This is a genomic window from Streptomyces sp. NPDC092952 (assembly GCF_044754785.1).
In the GTDB taxonomy this organism is placed as follows: domain Bacteria; phylum Actinomycetota; class Actinomycetes; order Streptomycetales; family Streptomycetaceae; genus Streptomyces.
The window spans coordinates 205860-221788 of record NZ_JBIVPT010000009.1 but is presented as its reverse complement, the minus strand read 5'-3'; the positions used below and the strand labels follow the sequence as shown (position 1 = coordinate 221788).

The 15929-nt window shown below is 72.2% G+C and carries 14 protein-coding genes and 1 CRISPR repeat array; of the genes, 8 read left to right on the top strand and 6 right to left on the bottom strand.

Annotated features, from left to right (window positions below):
- Nucleotides 1-70 precede the first annotated feature (70 nt).
- Genes ACIQGQ_RS22895 through ACIQGQ_RS22885 form a run of 3 tightly spaced genes read right to left on the bottom strand, consistent with a single transcriptional unit; the run spans nucleotide 71 to nucleotide 3001 of the window.
- Complete coding sequence (locus tag ACIQGQ_RS22895; protein WP_402398479.1) at nucleotides 71-928, bottom strand: carbohydrate ABC transporter permease; 858 nt, start codon at nucleotides 926-928, stop codon at nucleotides 71-73.
- Nucleotides 925-1839: a carbohydrate ABC transporter permease gene (locus tag ACIQGQ_RS22890; RefSeq protein ID WP_402398478.1), complete on the bottom strand. Its 915-nt coding sequence runs from the start codon at nucleotides 1837-1839 to the stop codon at nucleotides 925-927. Before ACIQGQ_RS22890 ends, ACIQGQ_RS22895 begins: the two co-directional genes overlap by 4 nt.
- A complete protein-coding gene (locus tag ACIQGQ_RS22885) occupies nucleotides 1829-3001 on the bottom strand; it encodes an extracellular solute-binding protein (RefSeq protein WP_402398477.1) in 1173 nt (390 codons plus the stop codon). The genes ACIQGQ_RS22890 and ACIQGQ_RS22885 overlap by 11 nt, the downstream gene beginning before the upstream one ends.
- A 438-nt stretch (nucleotides 3002-3439) precedes the next feature.
- Between ACIQGQ_RS22885 and ACIQGQ_RS22880 the strand changes: the two genes are divergently transcribed.
- Both ACIQGQ_RS22880 and ACIQGQ_RS22875 read left to right on the top strand, forming a co-directional pair.
- A complete protein-coding gene (locus ACIQGQ_RS22880; RefSeq protein WP_402398476.1) occupies nucleotides 3440-4636 on the top strand; it encodes a serine/threonine protein kinase in 1197 nt (398 codons plus the stop codon).
- A 2-nt stretch (nucleotides 4637-4638) separates the two neighbouring features.
- Nucleotides 4639-5397 (top strand): HAD family hydrolase, encoded by a 759-nt coding sequence (locus ACIQGQ_RS22875; protein WP_402398475.1) that lies wholly within the window; start codon nucleotides 4639-4641, stop codon nucleotides 5395-5397.
- On the opposite strand, the gene ACIQGQ_RS22870 is transcribed toward ACIQGQ_RS22875, so the two are convergent.
- Nucleotides 5345-6814, bottom strand: a complete 1470-nt coding sequence (locus ACIQGQ_RS22870; RefSeq protein WP_402398474.1) for a N,N-dimethylformamidase beta subunit family domain-containing protein — start codon at nucleotides 6812-6814, stop codon at nucleotides 5345-5347. The genes ACIQGQ_RS22875 and ACIQGQ_RS22870 overlap by 53 nt on opposite strands.
- Before the next feature lie 168 nt (nucleotides 6815-6982).
- Here ACIQGQ_RS22870 and ACIQGQ_RS22865 point away from each other — a divergent pair, with 168 nt between their 5' ends.
- The 3 genes from ACIQGQ_RS22865 to ACIQGQ_RS22855 all read left to right on the top strand — a co-directional run bounded on the left by ACIQGQ_RS22865 (nucleotide 6983) and on the right by ACIQGQ_RS22855 (nucleotide 9552).
- Complete coding sequence (locus ACIQGQ_RS22865) at nucleotides 6983-7843, top strand: class I SAM-dependent methyltransferase (RefSeq protein ID WP_402398473.1); 861 nt, start codon at nucleotides 6983-6985, stop codon at nucleotides 7841-7843.
- A gap of 9 nt (nucleotides 7844-7852) precedes the next feature.
- Nucleotides 7853-8599, top strand: coding sequence for a GNAT family N-acetyltransferase (locus ACIQGQ_RS22860; protein ID WP_402398472.1), 747 nt, complete (start codon nucleotides 7853-7855; stop codon nucleotides 8597-8599).
- 68 nt (nucleotides 8600-8667) lie between these two features.
- Nucleotides 8668-8941: direct repeats of the CRISPR family, unit length 31 nt; unit sequence TGGGGACCACCCCCGCACGCGCGGGGAACAC.
- A 326-nt stretch (nucleotides 8942-9267) separates the two neighbouring features.
- Nucleotides 9268-9552 (top strand): hypothetical protein, encoded by a 285-nt coding sequence (locus ACIQGQ_RS22855; protein WP_402398471.1) that lies wholly within the window; start codon nucleotides 9268-9270, stop codon nucleotides 9550-9552.
- 146 nt (nucleotides 9553-9698) lie between these two features.
- Here ACIQGQ_RS22855 and ACIQGQ_RS22850 read toward each other — a convergent pair whose 3' ends face one another.
- Nucleotides 9699-11111 (bottom strand): amidase, encoded by a 1413-nt coding sequence (locus ACIQGQ_RS22850; protein ID WP_402398470.1) that lies wholly within the window; start codon nucleotides 11109-11111, stop codon nucleotides 9699-9701.
- Between the two features lie 47 nt (nucleotides 11112-11158).
- Here ACIQGQ_RS22850 and ACIQGQ_RS22845 point away from each other — a divergent pair, with 47 nt between their 5' ends.
- Both ACIQGQ_RS22845 and ACIQGQ_RS22840 read left to right on the top strand, forming a co-directional pair.
- The gene (locus tag ACIQGQ_RS22845) at nucleotides 11159-11809 is read left to right on the top strand and encodes a TetR/AcrR family transcriptional regulator (protein ID WP_402398469.1); all 651 of its coding nucleotides are present in this window, start codon (nucleotides 11159-11161) and stop codon (nucleotides 11807-11809) included.
- On the top strand, nucleotides 11806-12690 hold the full coding sequence (locus ACIQGQ_RS22840; protein ID WP_402398468.1) for an alpha/beta fold hydrolase: 885 nt from the start codon (nucleotides 11806-11808) through the stop codon (nucleotides 12688-12690). Before ACIQGQ_RS22845 ends, ACIQGQ_RS22840 begins: the two co-directional genes overlap by 4 nt.
- A gap of 193 nt (nucleotides 12691-12883) precedes the next feature.
- Here the strand turns inward: ACIQGQ_RS22840 and ACIQGQ_RS22835 are convergent, their stop codons facing one another.
- Nucleotides 12884-13972: a hypothetical protein gene (locus ACIQGQ_RS22835; protein ID WP_402398467.1), complete on the bottom strand. Its 1089-nt coding sequence runs from the start codon at nucleotides 13970-13972 to the stop codon at nucleotides 12884-12886.
- A 268-nt stretch (nucleotides 13973-14240) separates the two neighbouring features.
- Here ACIQGQ_RS22835 and ACIQGQ_RS22830 point away from each other — a divergent pair, with 268 nt between their 5' ends.
- Entirely contained in the window at nucleotides 14241-15890 is a 1650-nt protein-coding gene (locus ACIQGQ_RS22830) for an ABC transporter substrate-binding protein (protein WP_402398466.1), read from the top strand.
- Nucleotides 15891-15929: the final 39 nt, after the last annotated feature.

Below are 15929 nucleotides of genomic sequence, written 5' to 3'. Positions count from 1 at the left end.
GGTCCCGGCAGGGCATGGGGGTGTCCGGCGGATGGCTGCGACGTCCGCACCCATCCGCCGGCCCCCTCGCTCAGCCCTTGACCGCTCCGGTGGCCAGCCCCGCGGCGATCTTGCGCTGGACGGCGAGGAAGAAGACCACGACGGGCAGCGCGGTGAGCGTGGCGCCCGCCATCAGCCCTCCGTAGTCGGTGCCGAAACTGGTCTGGAAGGAGACCAGCCAGATACTGACGGTCTGTTTCTCCGGGGTGGACAGCAGCACGTAGACGAGGACGTACTCGTTCCACGCCTGCACCATCGCGAAGACGGAGGTGGCGACGAGTCCCGGGGCGAGCAGCGGCAGGACGACCCGGACGAACGCCCCGAGCCGGCCGCAGCCGTCGACCATCGCCGCCTCCTCCAGCTCCACCGGGATCGCGACGATGAAGCCGTGCAGCATCCACACGGTGAACGGCAGGGTGAAGACGAGGTAGACGAGGATCACCCCGCCCAGGCTGTCGGTGAGACCGGCGTCGTTGAGCAGCAGGTAGACGGGGATGATCAGGGCGGCGAGCGGAATCATCTGGACGGTGAGGATCACCAGGACGAACGCCTTGCGCCCGGCGAACCGGAACCGGGCCAGGGCGAACGCGGCGAGGGTGCCGACCAGCAGCGAGACCAGGACGGTGCCCAGGCCGATGACGGCGCTGGAGCGGACGTTGGCCCAGAAGTCCGCCGTGCCCATGGCGCGGGTGAAGTTGTCGAGCGTGGGGTGGCTCGGCCAGAACTCGGGCGGCACACCGAGGATCTCGCTCGCGGGCCGGAACGCGGTGAGCACCATCCAGTAGACGGGGAAGCCGAGGACGGCGGCGGTGAGCAGGCCGAGCAGGTCGTGGCGGAGGCGGTGGCGCCGTACCCCGGCCGTCCGCCGCCCGGTGCGTGCCCGGCTCATTCGACCTCCCCCAGCCGCAGCATCTGCCGCAGGTACACGACCGCGCCCGCGAGCAGCAGCAGCACGGTGACCAGGGCGATGGCGGCTCCGGCGCTGTAGCGGTTGACGGCGAAGGACTCGATGAAGGAGTAGACGCCGAGGAGGTAGTACTCCCGCTCCGGCTGCCCGCCGCGCATCAGCCAGATCTGGTTGAAGACCCCGAAGTCCCAGATCGCCATCAGGGTGGTGACCATCACGAACAGGGGCTTGATCGACGGGAAGGTGACGAACCGGAAGAGCTGGCCGGGCCGGGCGCCGTCGATCAGCGCGGCCTCCTCCAGCTCCGCGGGGATCCGGGTGAGCGCCGCGTGCAGGCTGACCGCGGCGAACGGCAGCGCCCCCCAGACGACCACCGCGACGATCACGGCGAAGCCCTGCCACGGGTCGGTGAACCAGTTGTGCCGGGAGAGGTCGACGCCGGGCAGCGTCGACAGCAGCCAGTTGACCACCCCGTAGTCCGTGTCGAAGAGCCAGCGGAAGACGGCCGCGGCCACCATCACCGGCATCGCCCACACGGCGACCAGCACCCCGGCCAGGACCGCCCGCACCCAGGCCGACGTACGCCGCATCAGCAGCGCGACGAACAGGCCGAGCAGCATCGTGAGGGTGACGCAGACGACGGTGAACAGGGCGGTGCGGGCCACCACCGTCCAGAAGAACCCGTCGCCGAGGATCGTCCGGAACTGGCCGAGACCGGCCCACGGCGGCGCCTGCCCGCTGAACAGCTCCTTGCGGGTCATGTCCTGGAAGGCCAGGGCCACCATGTCCGCGAGCGGATAGGCCAGCACCACCAGCAGGGACAGGAACGCGGGAGCGATCAGCAGATAGGGCAGGGGGCGGCGCCGCCCGCGGCCGGGCGGATCAGCGCTCATTGATCACCGCGTCGATCCTGCGGTCCGCCTCGCGCGTCGCGTCCTGGACGGACGCCTTCCCGGTGGCGATGCGCTCCAGCGTCTCGGGCAGGATGTTGGACTTCTCCACCGCGGTCCAGCCCGGAGCGAGCGGGGTGACCCAGCCGCGGGTGGCCGCCTGGGCGGCCGGGCCGTTGACGCCCCCGGCGGCCACGTCGGCGAGTTGCACGGTGTTGTTCGGGAGCGTGTTGGCGGCGATCAGCTTCCGCTGCGACTCGCCGTCGGTGAAGAGCCGGATCCATTCGGCGGCCAGCTCCTGGTTCTTCGACTTCGCGGGGACGGCCAGCGTGGAGCCCCCGAGGAACGGCGGGAGCAGCTTCCCGGACGGGCCGGGGAAGGCGAAGGTGGCGAACTTGCCCTTGAGGGCCGGATCGCCCCCGGAGCGGGCGTCGGCGGCGGCCTCGGCCTCCCAGGTGTTCCCGTAGAAGACCCCGACCTTGCCCTGCCCGACCACGGCCGGCTCGTCGCCGTTGTCCTTCGCCCGGTCGCCGACGTAGTAGTCGTCCATCAGCTTCTTCCAGGTGGTGAGCCCGGCGACCGACTTGGGCGAGGAGAGCGCCCCCTGCCAGCGGCCGTCCTTCTCCACCGCCATCTCGCCGCCCGCGTCCTTCACGAAGGCCATCGCCGCCGACCAGTACCGGCCGGGCAGGTAGAGCGCCGAGAAACGCGGGTCGTCGGCCCCGTACTTCGCCTTCAGCCGGTCCAGGTCGGAGATCAGCTCCGGGTAGGTGCGCGGGGCGCGGGTGATCCCGCTCGCCTTGAAGTAGTCGGTGCGGTAGACCCCGACGCGCGCCCCCGCGTAGTAAGGCACGCAGTACGTCTTCCCGTCGAGGCGACAGGCGTCGGCCAGCGCGGGCAGCCACTGCCCGGACCGCTCGAACGACTTCGGGTCCAGCGACGCGAACGCCCCGTTGACCAGGTAGTTGGTGGTCTCGCTGTTGCCCATCTCCACCACGTCCGGAACGTTTCGCCCGGCGAGGACGGCGTCGAGCTTCTGGTTCTTCGTCGTCCACTGCTGGTACTGGACGGCGACCTTCACGCCCGGGTGCTTCGCCGTGAACCGCCGGTTGGCGTCGGCGACCATCTCCGGCCAGCTCTCCTTGGCGTCCACGGTCAGCCACACCGTCAGACCACCACCGCCCCCTGACCCTCCCGAGGAGTCGCCCCCGCCCGAGGAACAGCCCGTCAGCGCCAACAGCAACAATGCACCCAGAATCCCGGATCGGCGGGGCAGACGCGATGTCATGAGTTCCTCCGTGCGGGATTCGTGGGGGACGTACGGGACTGCTGCGACGGTCTTCATCACTACCCCGGCGACCGGGACACCCCGCCACGGCGCGGAGTTTCGGCCGGAAGACAACGGTGCGCCCCGAGCGGAGGACCGCGCGCTCCCCGGCTGTGCTGCGCCGATGCCGAATCCCGCCCCGGCGGCGACAGCCGTACTCCGGCCACGTTGACGCGAATGGCACGTTCGGTAGCCGGACGGCTCTTGACGGTGACGGCGCGATGCCCGCAGTTTGGCCCCTGCGGCACCCCACGACCCCGATCGAAGGGCTTGTACGTGACCGAGCAGAGCACCACCGCGTCCACCGACCCCGCCTCCTCCGGGGCCACCGCTCCCGCCGGCTCCGAACGCCCCGTACGGGTCAACGCCTGGAACGGGTGGGACCCCCTGCGCCATGTGATCGTCGGCCGCGCGGAGGGCACCGTGGTGCAGGCCCCCGAGCACGCGGTGCGCCGCGACTACCCCGACGACGGCTTCCCGCTCGGCACCCACGGCCCCATGCCGGCGGACATGGTGGCCGAGGCCGACCAGCAGCTCGACGACTTCTCCGAGATGCTGCGACGGCGCGGCATCCGCGTGGACCGCCCCACCCCGGTCGACTTCACCCAGCGGGTCTCCACGCCGGAGTGGGAGCACGACTCCATGTTCGGCTGCATGCCGCCCAGGGACCTCCTGCTCACCGTCGGCAACGAGGTCCTCGAAGCGACCATGTCGTACCGCAGCCGCTGGTTCGAGTACCTCTGCTACCGGCCGCTGCTCCAGGAACTGTTCGACGCCGACGACCGGATGCGCTGGGAGGCGGCGCCCAAACCCCGGCTCACGGACGCCTCGTACAGGACCGGGTTCTGGGACACGTACAACGAGCTGCCCACCGAGGTGCAGCTGGCCCGGGTCCGCGACTACGACCTGGTGCTCACCGAGGCGGAGCCGCTCTTCGACGCCGCGGACGTGGCCCGGTTCGGCAAGGACCTCTTCGTCCAGCTGTCGTTCGTCACCAACCGCAGCGGCTACGACTGGCTGCGCCGCCACTTCCCCGACCACCGGGTGCACGCGGTGACCTCGACCAACACCCATCCGCTGCACATCGACGCGACCTGGGTGCCGCTGCGGCCCGGTCTGGTGCTGCACTGCGGGGAGCGGCTGGCCGACGCCGAGCTGATGGAGTTCTTCAAGCTGAACGACTGGGAGATCGTGGAGGCGGTGCAGCCCGCCAGCTGGGACCACCCGCCGAAGCTGTCGTTCTGCAGCCCCTGGCTCGCCGGGAACATGCTGAACCTCGACGAGAACACCCTGTGCGTGGAGGAGAAGGAGGTGCGCCTCGCCGAGCAGCTCTCCTCCTACGGCTTCGAGATCGTGCCGGTGCCGTTCCGGGCGGTCGGCCCGTTCGGCGGCGGGCTGCACTGCGCGACCGTCGACATCGAACGGGACGGCTCCCTCCAGGACTACTTCCCGCGCCGGTACGGCCGGTTCTAGGGATGGCGGCGGCGGGCGGGGGCGGGACCGGGGCGGTCGTCCTCGACTTCTACGGGACGCTGGTGCGGATGGTCGAGCCCCTCCCGCCGGACCACCGCGCGATCTTCGCCCGCCGGGGCCTGTCCGAACAGGGCGAACTCTGGGGCGACCAGTGGTCGGTGGGCCCCGCCGAGGGCGAGGAGCATCTGGCGCACTCGGCCGACGAGACCGCGTACGTCACCTGGGAGCGGGACCGGCTGCGGCGGCGGGCCCGGGGCTGCGGAGTGCCGGAGGGGGAGCTGGACGGCCTGGTCGCCGAGCTGGACGCGGCGATGAAGGCGGTCCGGCTCGCGCTCTACCCGGACGTGCCCGGCGTTCTCGCCCGGCTGCGGGAGCGCGGGCTGCTGGTCGGGGTCTGCTCCAACTGGTTCTGGAACCTGGAGGAGTGCCTCGCCGAGACCGGCATCGACGGTCTGGTGGACGTGGTGGTGGGCTCCGCGCGGACGGGCGCCCGCAAACCGCACCCGCTGATCTACCGCACCGTGGCCGAGCGGTGCGGGCTGCCGCCCGGACGGGTGCTGTTCGTCGGCGACATGTGGACGCCCGATGTGCTCGGCCCGCTGGCGGCGGGGATGCGCGCGGTCCATCTGCACCGGCCCGACCGGGCGGTACGGGAGGCCGCGCCGCCCCTGCCCGAAGGGGCGGCGCGGATCACGTCGCTGCCCGGCCTCATTCCACTGCTGGACCCCGGTGGCGCAGCCGGTCCAGGAGGTTGCGGGTGACGCGCACGACGGCCGGGTCCTGCTCGTGCCCGCAGACCACGGGCCAGTCCGTGGTGCCCGCGGTGAAGACGGTGCCGCCCGCGGTGTAGAGGCCCATGGTGGCGGCGCGCGGGCTGCGGACGGACGGCTCGCGCACCGGAACGTTCCAGTGCCCCGGCTTGCCGTCGTGGAAATTCCCGTGCACCGGATCGAGGACGTATATCCCGAGAATGAGAAAGGATTCGGGAGTTCCGTCCTCGCCGGTGGCGCGGGCTATTCCGTCCGCGTCGCGGAAGTACGCCGCTCCGTCGCATTCGTATCCGATGAGCGGTGTTCCGGCCCCCAGCCGGTCCGGTGTTCCGCCGCCGGACGCGTCGCGCAGGCCGGTGCCTTCGTAGAGCCAGTGACCGGCGTGCTGCACGGTGTATCCGACGCGCGGCCGGTCGCCCGGCCATTCGGTGGCGGGCCACATTCCGCCGTTGCGGAAACTCACCCCGGTCAGGGTGTTCTCCGGGCGGCCGACCCCGTCCGGAGCGGGCACCCACCACTGGTCGGTGGCCGGCAGGTGCGGATATTCCTCGCCGACATGGTGATCGGTGTCGGAGACGAAAGCGGTGTTCCCGTCCGTCGGACGCACCCGCCACCAACAGGTGTTGGCGCTGAGAAAGGCGATGTTCCCGCCGCCCCGGACGAACCGCTCGGCGTGCTCGCGCATCTCCGCGCTCCAGTACTCGTCGTGGCCCACGCTGAGCAGGAGGTCGTAGGAGTCGAGCAGGGCGGGGTCCTCGTGCAGGTCGAGGTCGGTGCAGTACTCGACCGGGTAGCCGTTCCGCTCCAGCCAGCCGATGAACGGCGCGTCCCAGTAGGCGAGGTCGATCACACCCCCCGGGCGGTGGAAGCCGACCTTGTGGCCTCGGGGTTCGCCGCCGCCACCGGCCCGGTGCACCGGATGGTCGTAGAGGCTGGCGCCCCGGTCCGCCCCCGGCAGGTCGGCGCGGTTGTAGGCGTGCCGGGTGAAGGTCGACTTCTTGTAGAGGATGCGGGAGCGGCCGGCGGGGGCCCGGGGGCGTACGACGAAGAACTCCCGGGCGGGCCCCTCCAGCCCGGCGAGGTCGAGAAGCGGCGGACTCTCCGGGCGGCCCGGCCCGCATGCGACGAATTCGACCAGGTGGATTCCCGGCTCCCAGTCCCCGGGCACGGGAAGGGTGAGCGGCGGCCATCCCCAGTCGTCGGCGGGCGAGGCGAGCCCGGGTAATCCGTCGGGATGGGCGGGCGGCTCGTGCCGGGAGCCGGGAAACTCCCCGGATTCCCCGACAAGGACGAGTTCGCTGCCGAGCCGGTAGAAACGGAGGCGGAATCGGGGGGCGTCGGTGGAGAGATGGAACGTCATTTCATCGCCGACGGTGACACTTTCACGGCCGAGATATCCCTCAATCATGCCGGCCATGCTAGGCAGCCGCCCCGAGACCGACAACGCCACCGCCAACAGGCCACCCGATCCACTGTTTTCGGTCACGCGTGGCGGGGCGGGACTTTCCGTCCGCTCTTCTGGGTAGGGCGGAATCCGGAAATGACACGGCCGTCCGTCGACCGCTGAGGGGCTCGCATGGGTGAAGAATTCCGCGGTGAATTCCGTGTACGGGAACTGGTGCTGGGTATCGAGGGGCTGGCGCTGCTGCGCAACGCCGTGGACGGTGACGAGGCCTTCCTGCGCGAACGGGTCGCCGACATGCGCCGCTTCGCCGCCGACGGGGAGAAGCTTCCGGACGGCGGCGCCCGGGTCAGCGAGCTGGACGCGGCCGCCGGGTACGCGTCGTGGTCGGCGGTCTACGACTCGCTGCCCAGCTCGTACATCGAGGTGGAGGAGCCGGTCGTCGCCGCGATCCTCGACGGCCTCGCACCGGGTACGGCGCTCGACGCCGCCTGCGGCACCGGCCGCCAGACCCGGACCCTGGCCGCGCGCGGCCACCGCGTCATCGGCGTCGACCAGTCGCCGCACATGATCGCCAAGGCCCGCGAGCACACCCCGGACGCCGAGTACCGGGTGGGCCGCCTGGAGCGGCTGCCGGTCGACGACGACTCCGTCGACCTCGCCGTCTGCTCGCTGGCGATGACCCACCTCCCCGACATCGCCCCCGCCGTGGCCGAACTGGCCCGGGTGGTCCGGCCGGGCGGCCGGATCGTCGTCACGGACCTGCACCCCTTCGTGATCGCGCTCCAGGGCCAGTGCCTCTTCGTGCACGGCTCCGAGGAACTGGCCTTCGTCCGCAACCACGTCCACCTGCCGAGCCACTACCTGGACGCCTTCGGCCGGGCCGGGCTGCGGGTGCGCGGCTGCCGCGAGCCCCTGTTCAACGGAAGCCTGGCGCCCGGCGGTTACGAGGAGTTCATCGCGGACGCGGCCCGCGCCGCCTGGGACGGCCTCCCGATCGTCGTCGTCTGGGACGTCGAGGTCCCGGCCAGCTGAGGAGGACCCATGCCCCTGGACCTGGTACGCCACTCGCAGCGGCCCGAACTGTGGGACCGCATCCCCGAGCGGTTCGCCGGAGTGGTGCCCGAGTACAACCTGCACGGTGACATCAACGGCGACTACTGGAACCGGCTGTTCGAGGACTTCCCGGAGTTCCAGTTCCTCCTGTACGACGACGAGCACGAGGCGATCGCCGGCGTCGGCCGCTCGCTGCCCCGCACCTGGGACGGCACCGAGGCGGACCTCGGCCCCGGCCTGGACGACTCGATCGCCCGCGCCTTCGCCGACCGCGACGCCGGCCGCGCCCCGGACGCGCTCGTCGCACTCGGCATCGAGGTCGCCGAGGACCACCAGGGACGCGGCCTGTCCAAGGTGTTGCTCGACGCGATGACGGAGACCGCGCGGCGGGCCGGGCTCGGGACCGTCCTGGTGCCGGTGCGCCCCACCTGGAAGGACCGCTACCCCCTGGTGCCGATCGAACGGTACGCGTCATGGACCCGGGACGACGGATCCCCGTTCGACCCCTGGATCCGGACCCAGATCGGCGCGGGCGGCACCCTCGCGGGAGCCTCCGCACACTCCTCCCGGATCACCGGCACGGTCGCCGAATGGGAGAGCTGGACGGGCCTGCCGCTCCCGGAGACCGGCGAGTACACCTTCCCCGGCGGCCTCGCCCCCCTCCACGTCGACCGGGACCGGGACATCGCCGCGTACTGGGAGCCGGGGGTGTGGATCGCCCACACCGTCCGGTAGGCGGGGCCGGGGGCGGTCCCGCGAGGTCGCGGCAACCAGGCGGTGCTGCGATGCGACGTCGGCGGTTCGCGGACCACCCCCGCACGCGCAGGAACGCAAGGCATCCGAGCTAAAGCTGGCGTATGTCTGGGGACCACCCCCGCACGCGCGGGGAACACGCGGCCGAGGCCGGCGGGGACCTGGCCGCCTGGGGACCACCCCCGCACGCGCGGGGAACACTCCACGGTGGAGCGGGCCGTCAACGGCCGGTGGGGACCACCCCCGCACGCGCGGGGAACACATCAACCCTCTGCTCTAAGGACGACGATATGAAGGGACCACCCCCGCACGCGCGGGGAACACTCTTCGTGACCTGCGAGTTTATCGAGCGAGGATGCTGTTCTGGTCCAACTTCGTTGAATCCGTCATACGAGAAATAAGCGTCGTAATCTCTCCCTCTCGAATGGCAGGAAAGTTCTGGTACGCCCCCGAGGGCTGTGTGCAGCTTCTGCGTTGGCTGACCAGTGGTCGTCCAACCTCGTTGCCCTGCTCAGGGTTTCATGGGAAGCGTCCCGCGTCCCTGACCTGCGGGCGAACCCTCGACGGCGGAATCGGGGTTTCGCGGGCTCCCGCAGTCCGTGACGTATCCCGTTTCCGCCTCATGGAGCAGTCCGCCTAAGGTGCGGGCCATGGGGTGGGTGGAGTGGGACGAGGTGGAGTATCTCGACTGCCTGCGGTCCGAGCGGCGCGGCTATGCGTGGGTGATGCGGCGTCATGGTGGTCTGACACGGGAGCAGGCCGAGGTGGCGGCTCTGGACCGGTACCCGTACGAGGCCCCCGGCGCTCCGTACCGCGGGCTCGTTTTCCATGACGAGGCGTGGCATTGGGCGATGCTCGCGATCCATGGTGACCGGTACGCGGCCGAGCGCCCCGACCTGGGCAGCCCGTCGTCCGAGTACCTGGCACTTGAGTGAGCGTCACGCCAGGGCGTGTTCCGCCGGACCGGAAGGGCGGGAGGGGGCTGGACGGTGCGATCCGGGCAGCACAACACCTCTGTCGGTCCGAAGGCGTCCGGTCGAGTCGGCTCCCGGACGGGCCGGGGCCGGTCCGCCGTCGAGGTTCATGCCACGCCGTGCTCTCCGTAGCGGTGGGCCCAGGGCAGGGCCTCCTCCAGTGAGGCCGATACGCCGAGCAGAAGGTCCTCGCGCCCCCAGTCGGCCGTCAGTGAGACGCCGAGCGGCAGGCCCTGCGAACTCCAGCCCAGCGGAAGGCTGATGGCCGGGAAGCCGGTGGCGTTCGCCAGGACGGTGTTGCCCGTGAACGCGGTCATCGCGGCCAGCTCCGCCGCCGGGTCCGCGTCGTCGCGGAGTTGGCCGATGAGCGTCGGCGGGTTCGTCACCGTCGGAGTGATCACGACGTCCGCGTCGGCGTGGGCGAGCGCCCAGGCGCGGGCGCGGGCCTGGACGGTGCCGATCGAGGCGGCCAGCTCGCCCGAGGTGAACTCCTGCGAGCGGGAACGGAGGTGGCGGACGATCGGCCGCAGGGACGATGCGTCGAGCGCCATGGTCCTCGATCCGACCAGTGCCGTGAACATCATCTGGAAGGCCTCGGTCAGCTCGGGGTCCGGTGCCTGGTCCCGGGCGGAGACGTCGTGTCCGAGCCCGGCCAGTGTGCGGGCGGTGAGTTCCGCGGCCGCGGCGACCTCGGGGTCCACGGGACCGCCCGAGACCGATCCCTGGGCGAGCGCGATCCGGAGCCGTGGTACGGGCGCGTCGCACGCGCGCTCGTAGCTGTCGCAGCGGGGCGGATGCACGGTACCGGCCCCGGTGCGGCCGGTCAGGGCGTCGAGGAACGCCGCGGTGTCGCGTACCGTTCGGGCGATCGGCCCCCGTACGGAGAGGCCCATTCCGTCGTTGCCCGCCGGGCCCGCGGTGACGAGTCCCCGGCTGGGCTTGAGGCCGACCACACCGCAGGCACTCGCGGGTGAACGTATCGAACCGGCGGTGTCACTGCCCTGCGCGATCGGGACCAACAGGGCCCCGACGGCGGCCGCCGCGCCGCCGCTGCTGCCCGCCGCGCTGCGGCTGAGATCGAACGGGCTGCGCGTCGGGGCGGACACCTCGGGCTCGGTGTAGCAGGCGGCCCCGAACTCGGGAACCGTGGTCTTGCCGAGGCTGATCAGCCCGGCGTCGGCCATGACGTCGACGATCTCGTCGTCGTGCTCCGGGATCCAGTCGCGGAACAGTGCGGAACCCAGCGTGGTGCGCACGCCCGCGGTGGCTTCCAGGTCCTTGACCGCGGTGGGCACGCCGAACAGGCGCGGCAGCCCGGCGCGATCCGTCGACCGCAGGACACGCTCGGCCTCGGCCGCGGCGGCACGGGCCCGGTCGGCCGACACGGTGGTGAACGCTCCCACCCGGTCGCCGTCGCCGATCCGGGTCAGCAGGTGCTCCACGACTTCGGTGGGGCTCGTGTCGCCGTGTGCGTAGGCGGCGGCCAGTTCCAGGGCCGTGAGGTCGTGCAACTCCGTCATCCGTACTCCCGTTGAAGTTTCGTTACGCGTATCGATATGATGCGGGCATGGTGACCGAGAGGGCAAGCACCCCGAAGAACGGCCGCCCCCGGGCGGTGACACTCGACGCGATCCTGGACGCGGCGACCGAACTGTCCGACGACGAGGGGCTCGACGCCGTGAGTTTCCGCGCGCTGGCCGACCGGTTGGGCGTGTCGCCCATGGCGATCCACCGCACGGCGGGAGGCGTCGACGCGCTCCAGCACGCGCTGGTGTCCCGCATCGTCGGCGAGGCGGCCCGGGCGGTGGACTGGCCGGAGGACTGGCGCGGCACCGTCCGGGTCTTCGCGAACACGCTCCACGACCTGCTCATGCGGCACCCCGTCATCCTTGAGGCGCACCGCCGCGCCCCGCTGGTCGGGCCCGGTGCCGACGAGACCGCGTTCCGGCTCGTGGCGGCGCTGCGCGGTGCGGGGCTCGACGAGGAAGCCGCCGTGTACGCGTACGGCACCGTGCACGACTTCGTCACCGGCCATGTGGCGATCCGTCTCGGCCGCGGCGATCTGGAACTGCACCACCTTCCGCCGGAACACCGGGCCGCGTCGGTGTTCGCGGATCACCACGACTACGACCGCCGGTTCGCCTTCGGCCTCGACGTCGTCATCGGCGGAATCGCCGCCGCTGCCGCGACCCCCGTGTCCCACGAGGACCGGCGATGACCCCCTCCCCGGCCGACCTGCCGCGGGTCGACCTGCCCGAGACGCACCACCTGACCGTTCCGGGCGGGCGCCGCATCGCGTACTGCTCCTACGGCGACCCGGCCGCGCCGCCCGTGATCGTGCTCCATGGAAGCCCCGGCAGCCGCTACGAGGGCCTCGCCCTGTGGCAGGCGGCGAGGGACGCGGGCGTGCGCCTGGTCTTCCCGGACCGTCCGGGGTACGGCGAGACCGACCCGGTGCCCGGTCGCGGCTTCCACCGCTGGAACGACGACTTCGTGGCCCTGCTCGACCACCTCGGCCACGAGCGGGCCGTACTCGTGGCGATCTCGGGCGGCGGCGGGTACGCACTGTCGGCGGCCCAGCGGCTCCCCGAGCGGGTGACGAGGCTGATCCTCGCCTGTGCCGCCGTTCCCGGAGCTCCGCGCGAGGCGTACGCGCGCCGGATCCCGCTGGTCAAACTGGTGAACCTGGTCGCCGTCCGGGCCCCGGCGGTCGCCCGGCGGATGCTCGCGGGGAAGGGTGTCTTCAGGAGGGCGAGGAACGAGCCGAACCTCGACGCCTGGCCCCGCTCCGACCGGTTGATCATGGCCGACCCCGCCTGCCGGGCGCTGTCCGAGGTGGACACGGCCGAGGGGCAGCGGCAGGGGGCGGACGCGGCCGTCACCGACCTCGCCGGCTACTCCCGTCCGCTGCCGGACCCGCTGGGCTCGGTCTCGGTGCCGACGCTCCTCCTCCACGGCGAGGCGGACGGCAACGTCCCCGTCGAGGTGGCGCGCTGGGCGCACGCGCAGATCCCCGGGGCCGAGTTGCGTACCGTCCCCGACGGCGGTCACCTGTTCCTGCTCGCGGACCCGGAGCCGCTCCTGCGGGAACTGGCCTGAGCGGTGCGGGCGGCCGCGCGGGCGCGTCCGGGGATGTCCGTGGGCGCCGCGCGAACGGGGCGGACGGCCGGTCGGCTCAAGGGCTTCGAGTGCCGCGTCGCGTTCGAGGGCGAGCCCGCGTCCCGCCGGACACCCCGAGCCCGCATCCCGGCGGACGCGTCCGGGGCCGTGTCCGCCGGGATGCGACCGGCGGCTAACCCACCGACTCGCCCGCGCGGACGCCCGCCCAGGCCAGGGCGGTCATCGCGCGGGCCTCGTCCGGGCCCGCCTCGGGGCGGCGTTCGGGCGGGAGGCCGGCCGGGCCGGCGGTGGCGACGGCGGAGTGCCGCAGCCGCTCCAGCGCGTCCGGGGGAACACCGTCCGGTAGCGGCCCCAGGCTTCGGGCGGCGCGGGCCGCCTGCCGCCCGAGGAGCAGGCAGTGGATCCACAGCTCCTCGGCGAACGCGTCGCCGAAGGTCCGGGCCACCTCCGTCGCGAGGTCCTTCGGTATCCGCGGGGCCCGTACGGCCTCCTCGGTGAGGCCGGTCGCGGGGAGGGCGTCGCGCCAGCGGTGGTGGCCGCGTCCGCCGTCGGCGCCGTTCTCCTGCCCGACGAGCCGGACGTACCCCTCGCCGTACCGCATGTACGGGATCCAGCCCGGCTCCTCCAGGACCCGCCCCCGGTCCAGCAGCGGTGCGGCGTCGGCGGCGGAGGTGGGGCAGGCGGCGAGCCGGATGCCCTGCGCCGCGTGGTCGTTGATGCTCGTCGTGCCGATGTGCTCGACGACGTTCGGCACGGCGAGCAGGCTCATCCGGCCGCGCCCCCGGAAGAAGGCGGAGAGCAGTTCGTCGTCGTGGCGCTCGGCGCTGTCGCGGGCGTACGCGCGGAACGCGGCGGCGCCTTCGACCGGCAGGCAGAGGGCGAGGGACGGCGTGAACTCGTCCGGCACGGCCCGTACCCAGGAGGCGCCCGCGAGGGCGGCGAGCCGGGCGGCGGCGCCGTTGCGGGCGTGCCAGTTGGTGTAGAAGACCAGGGCCTCGTCGGGGAACCGGGCGGCGGACCGGCCCACGATCTCCAGCAGTTCGGCCGGGGCGTCGACATCGTCCTGCACGACCAGGTGGTGGCCGGCCCCCGGAGCCACCGCCGCCCAGGCCACCAGGGCGGTCCGCAGGGCGGAGGGCTGCCCCTGCGGGTCCGGGTCGAGGGCGAGGCCGTCGAGCCGGAGCCGGGTGGCGAGGTCCTGGGCCTGTGCGAGGCGTACGGGATGGGTCATGACGGCCGAACTCACGTGGGGCTTGGGCACGCTGCGCTCCTCGGCAGGGGTGGTCGCCGGTCATGGTCGCAGAGCGGGGCCGGGCGGACCCCGGTGTGCCGGGAGTTTGGCCGGATCGGGGGCGGTGACGGCCGAGGGGAGACACCGCCCCCGACAAGAGCGGACAAATAGACATCAAAGGGGGCTGTTTCGATCGAATCCTAGGACTCCTTTGACACTCTCAAAGTTTCGCGTATACCTTCCATGCCCAGTTGGGTGTCCTCAGTGGACGCTCGATGTGGACGAAGGGGCTGTTCCCATGCATGCGGAACCCGCAGGACAGTACGGTCGGATCGGACGGCGCGGAGTGCTCCGCGCGGCGGGAGCGGGCGCCGGTGTGCTCGCCTTCTCCGCGATCCTCTCGGCCTGTGCACCGCAGCGGCCCGAGGGCGGGGAACCGGCCGACGGAACCGCGGCCCGGGGCTCCGACACCCCGATCGGCACGCTGACCCTGGCGCTGCCCTCGTCCCTCTCCACCCTGGACGTCAGCCGCGAGTCCGGCATCCTCAACTACGTCGTGGCCTGCCTGGCCCAGGAGTCGCTGCTCTCGGTCGGGCCCACCGGCAAGCTCGGCCCCGGTCTCGCCGAGAGCTGGAAGCAGCCCGACGCCACGACGTACGTCTACACCCTGCGCCGTGACGCGAAGTTCTCCGACGGCACCCCGGTCACCACCGACGACGTGCTCGCCTCCGTCGACGCCGCCCGGGACACCGGCAGCGGACTGGCCTACGCCTGGGCCGACGTCGCCTCCGTCCGGGCGACCGGCGCCCGCGAGATCACCGTACGGCTGAAGCACCCCGACGCGGCCTTCGCCTGGACGCCGACCCCCGGCACCCTGCTGATCAGCAGCAAGGCGTTCCTCACCCGGAACAAGGGCAAGGTGGGCACCCCGAAGACGCTGCTGCTGGGGTCGGGACCGTACCGGGTGACGTCCTTCGCCGCCGACGACCACGTCGCCCTGGAGCGCAACGACCACTGGTGGGGCGACCGCCCCTCGGTGCGCACGCTGAAGCTGTCGTTCGTCCCCGACGCCGGGACCCGGCTCGTCGCCATGAAGTCCGGCTCGGTCGACGGCGCGCTGAGCCTGCCGTCCGACGAGGCCCGCAGCTGGGAGCGCGAGGCCCGGGTCACCTACACCGGCGACCGCTCCGTGGTGGCCCTCGCCTTCGACACCGCGCGGGCGCCCTTCGACGACGTGCACGTGCGCAGGGCGTTCGCCCACGCGGCCGACCGGGCCGGGATGACCAAGGGCATCCTGCACGGCAAGGCCGAGGTGGCCGCCACCCTCGTCTCGCCCGACATGTGGGGCGACCTGCTCACCGCCGACGCGGTCGGGGCCGCCTACGACAAGCTCCCCGCCTGGGACTTCGACCTCGACCTGGCCCGGGCGGAACTCGCGAAGTCCGCCCACAAGGACGGCTTCACCGTCGACCTCACGTACCCGAGCAGCGGACCCCAGCTGGGCAAGGCGGCCCTGGCGCTGGCGGCCTCGCTGAAGGAACTCGGCATCACGCTGAACGTCAAGGAGACCACGCTGGAGCAGTGGATCGCCGATCTGGTGCCCGGCAAGAAGCCCCTCCAGTTCCTCTGGTACTACCCCGTCACCGGCGACCCGGCGGAGCTGACCAACGCCTATCTGGACAGCGGGGCCACCCCGACCAACCTGCCGCACTACGCCAACAAGGCCGTCGACAAGGCCCTGGCCACCGCCCGGAAGACCGTCGACCCGGCCGCGCGCGGCGCCCAGCTGATGACCGCCGTCACGGCCGCCGCCGCCGATCTGCCCTACCTGCCGCTGTGGTGGGCGCAGACCGCGACGGCCTTCTCCAAGGACCTCGTGTTCGAGGAGCCCGGCCCCTTCGCCCTCGTCGGCCCCTGGGCCACCCGGGTCAAGAAGGCGGCCGCCTGAGACCGCGTGCCGGGCGGGAACCCCCTCAATTCCCCCGAG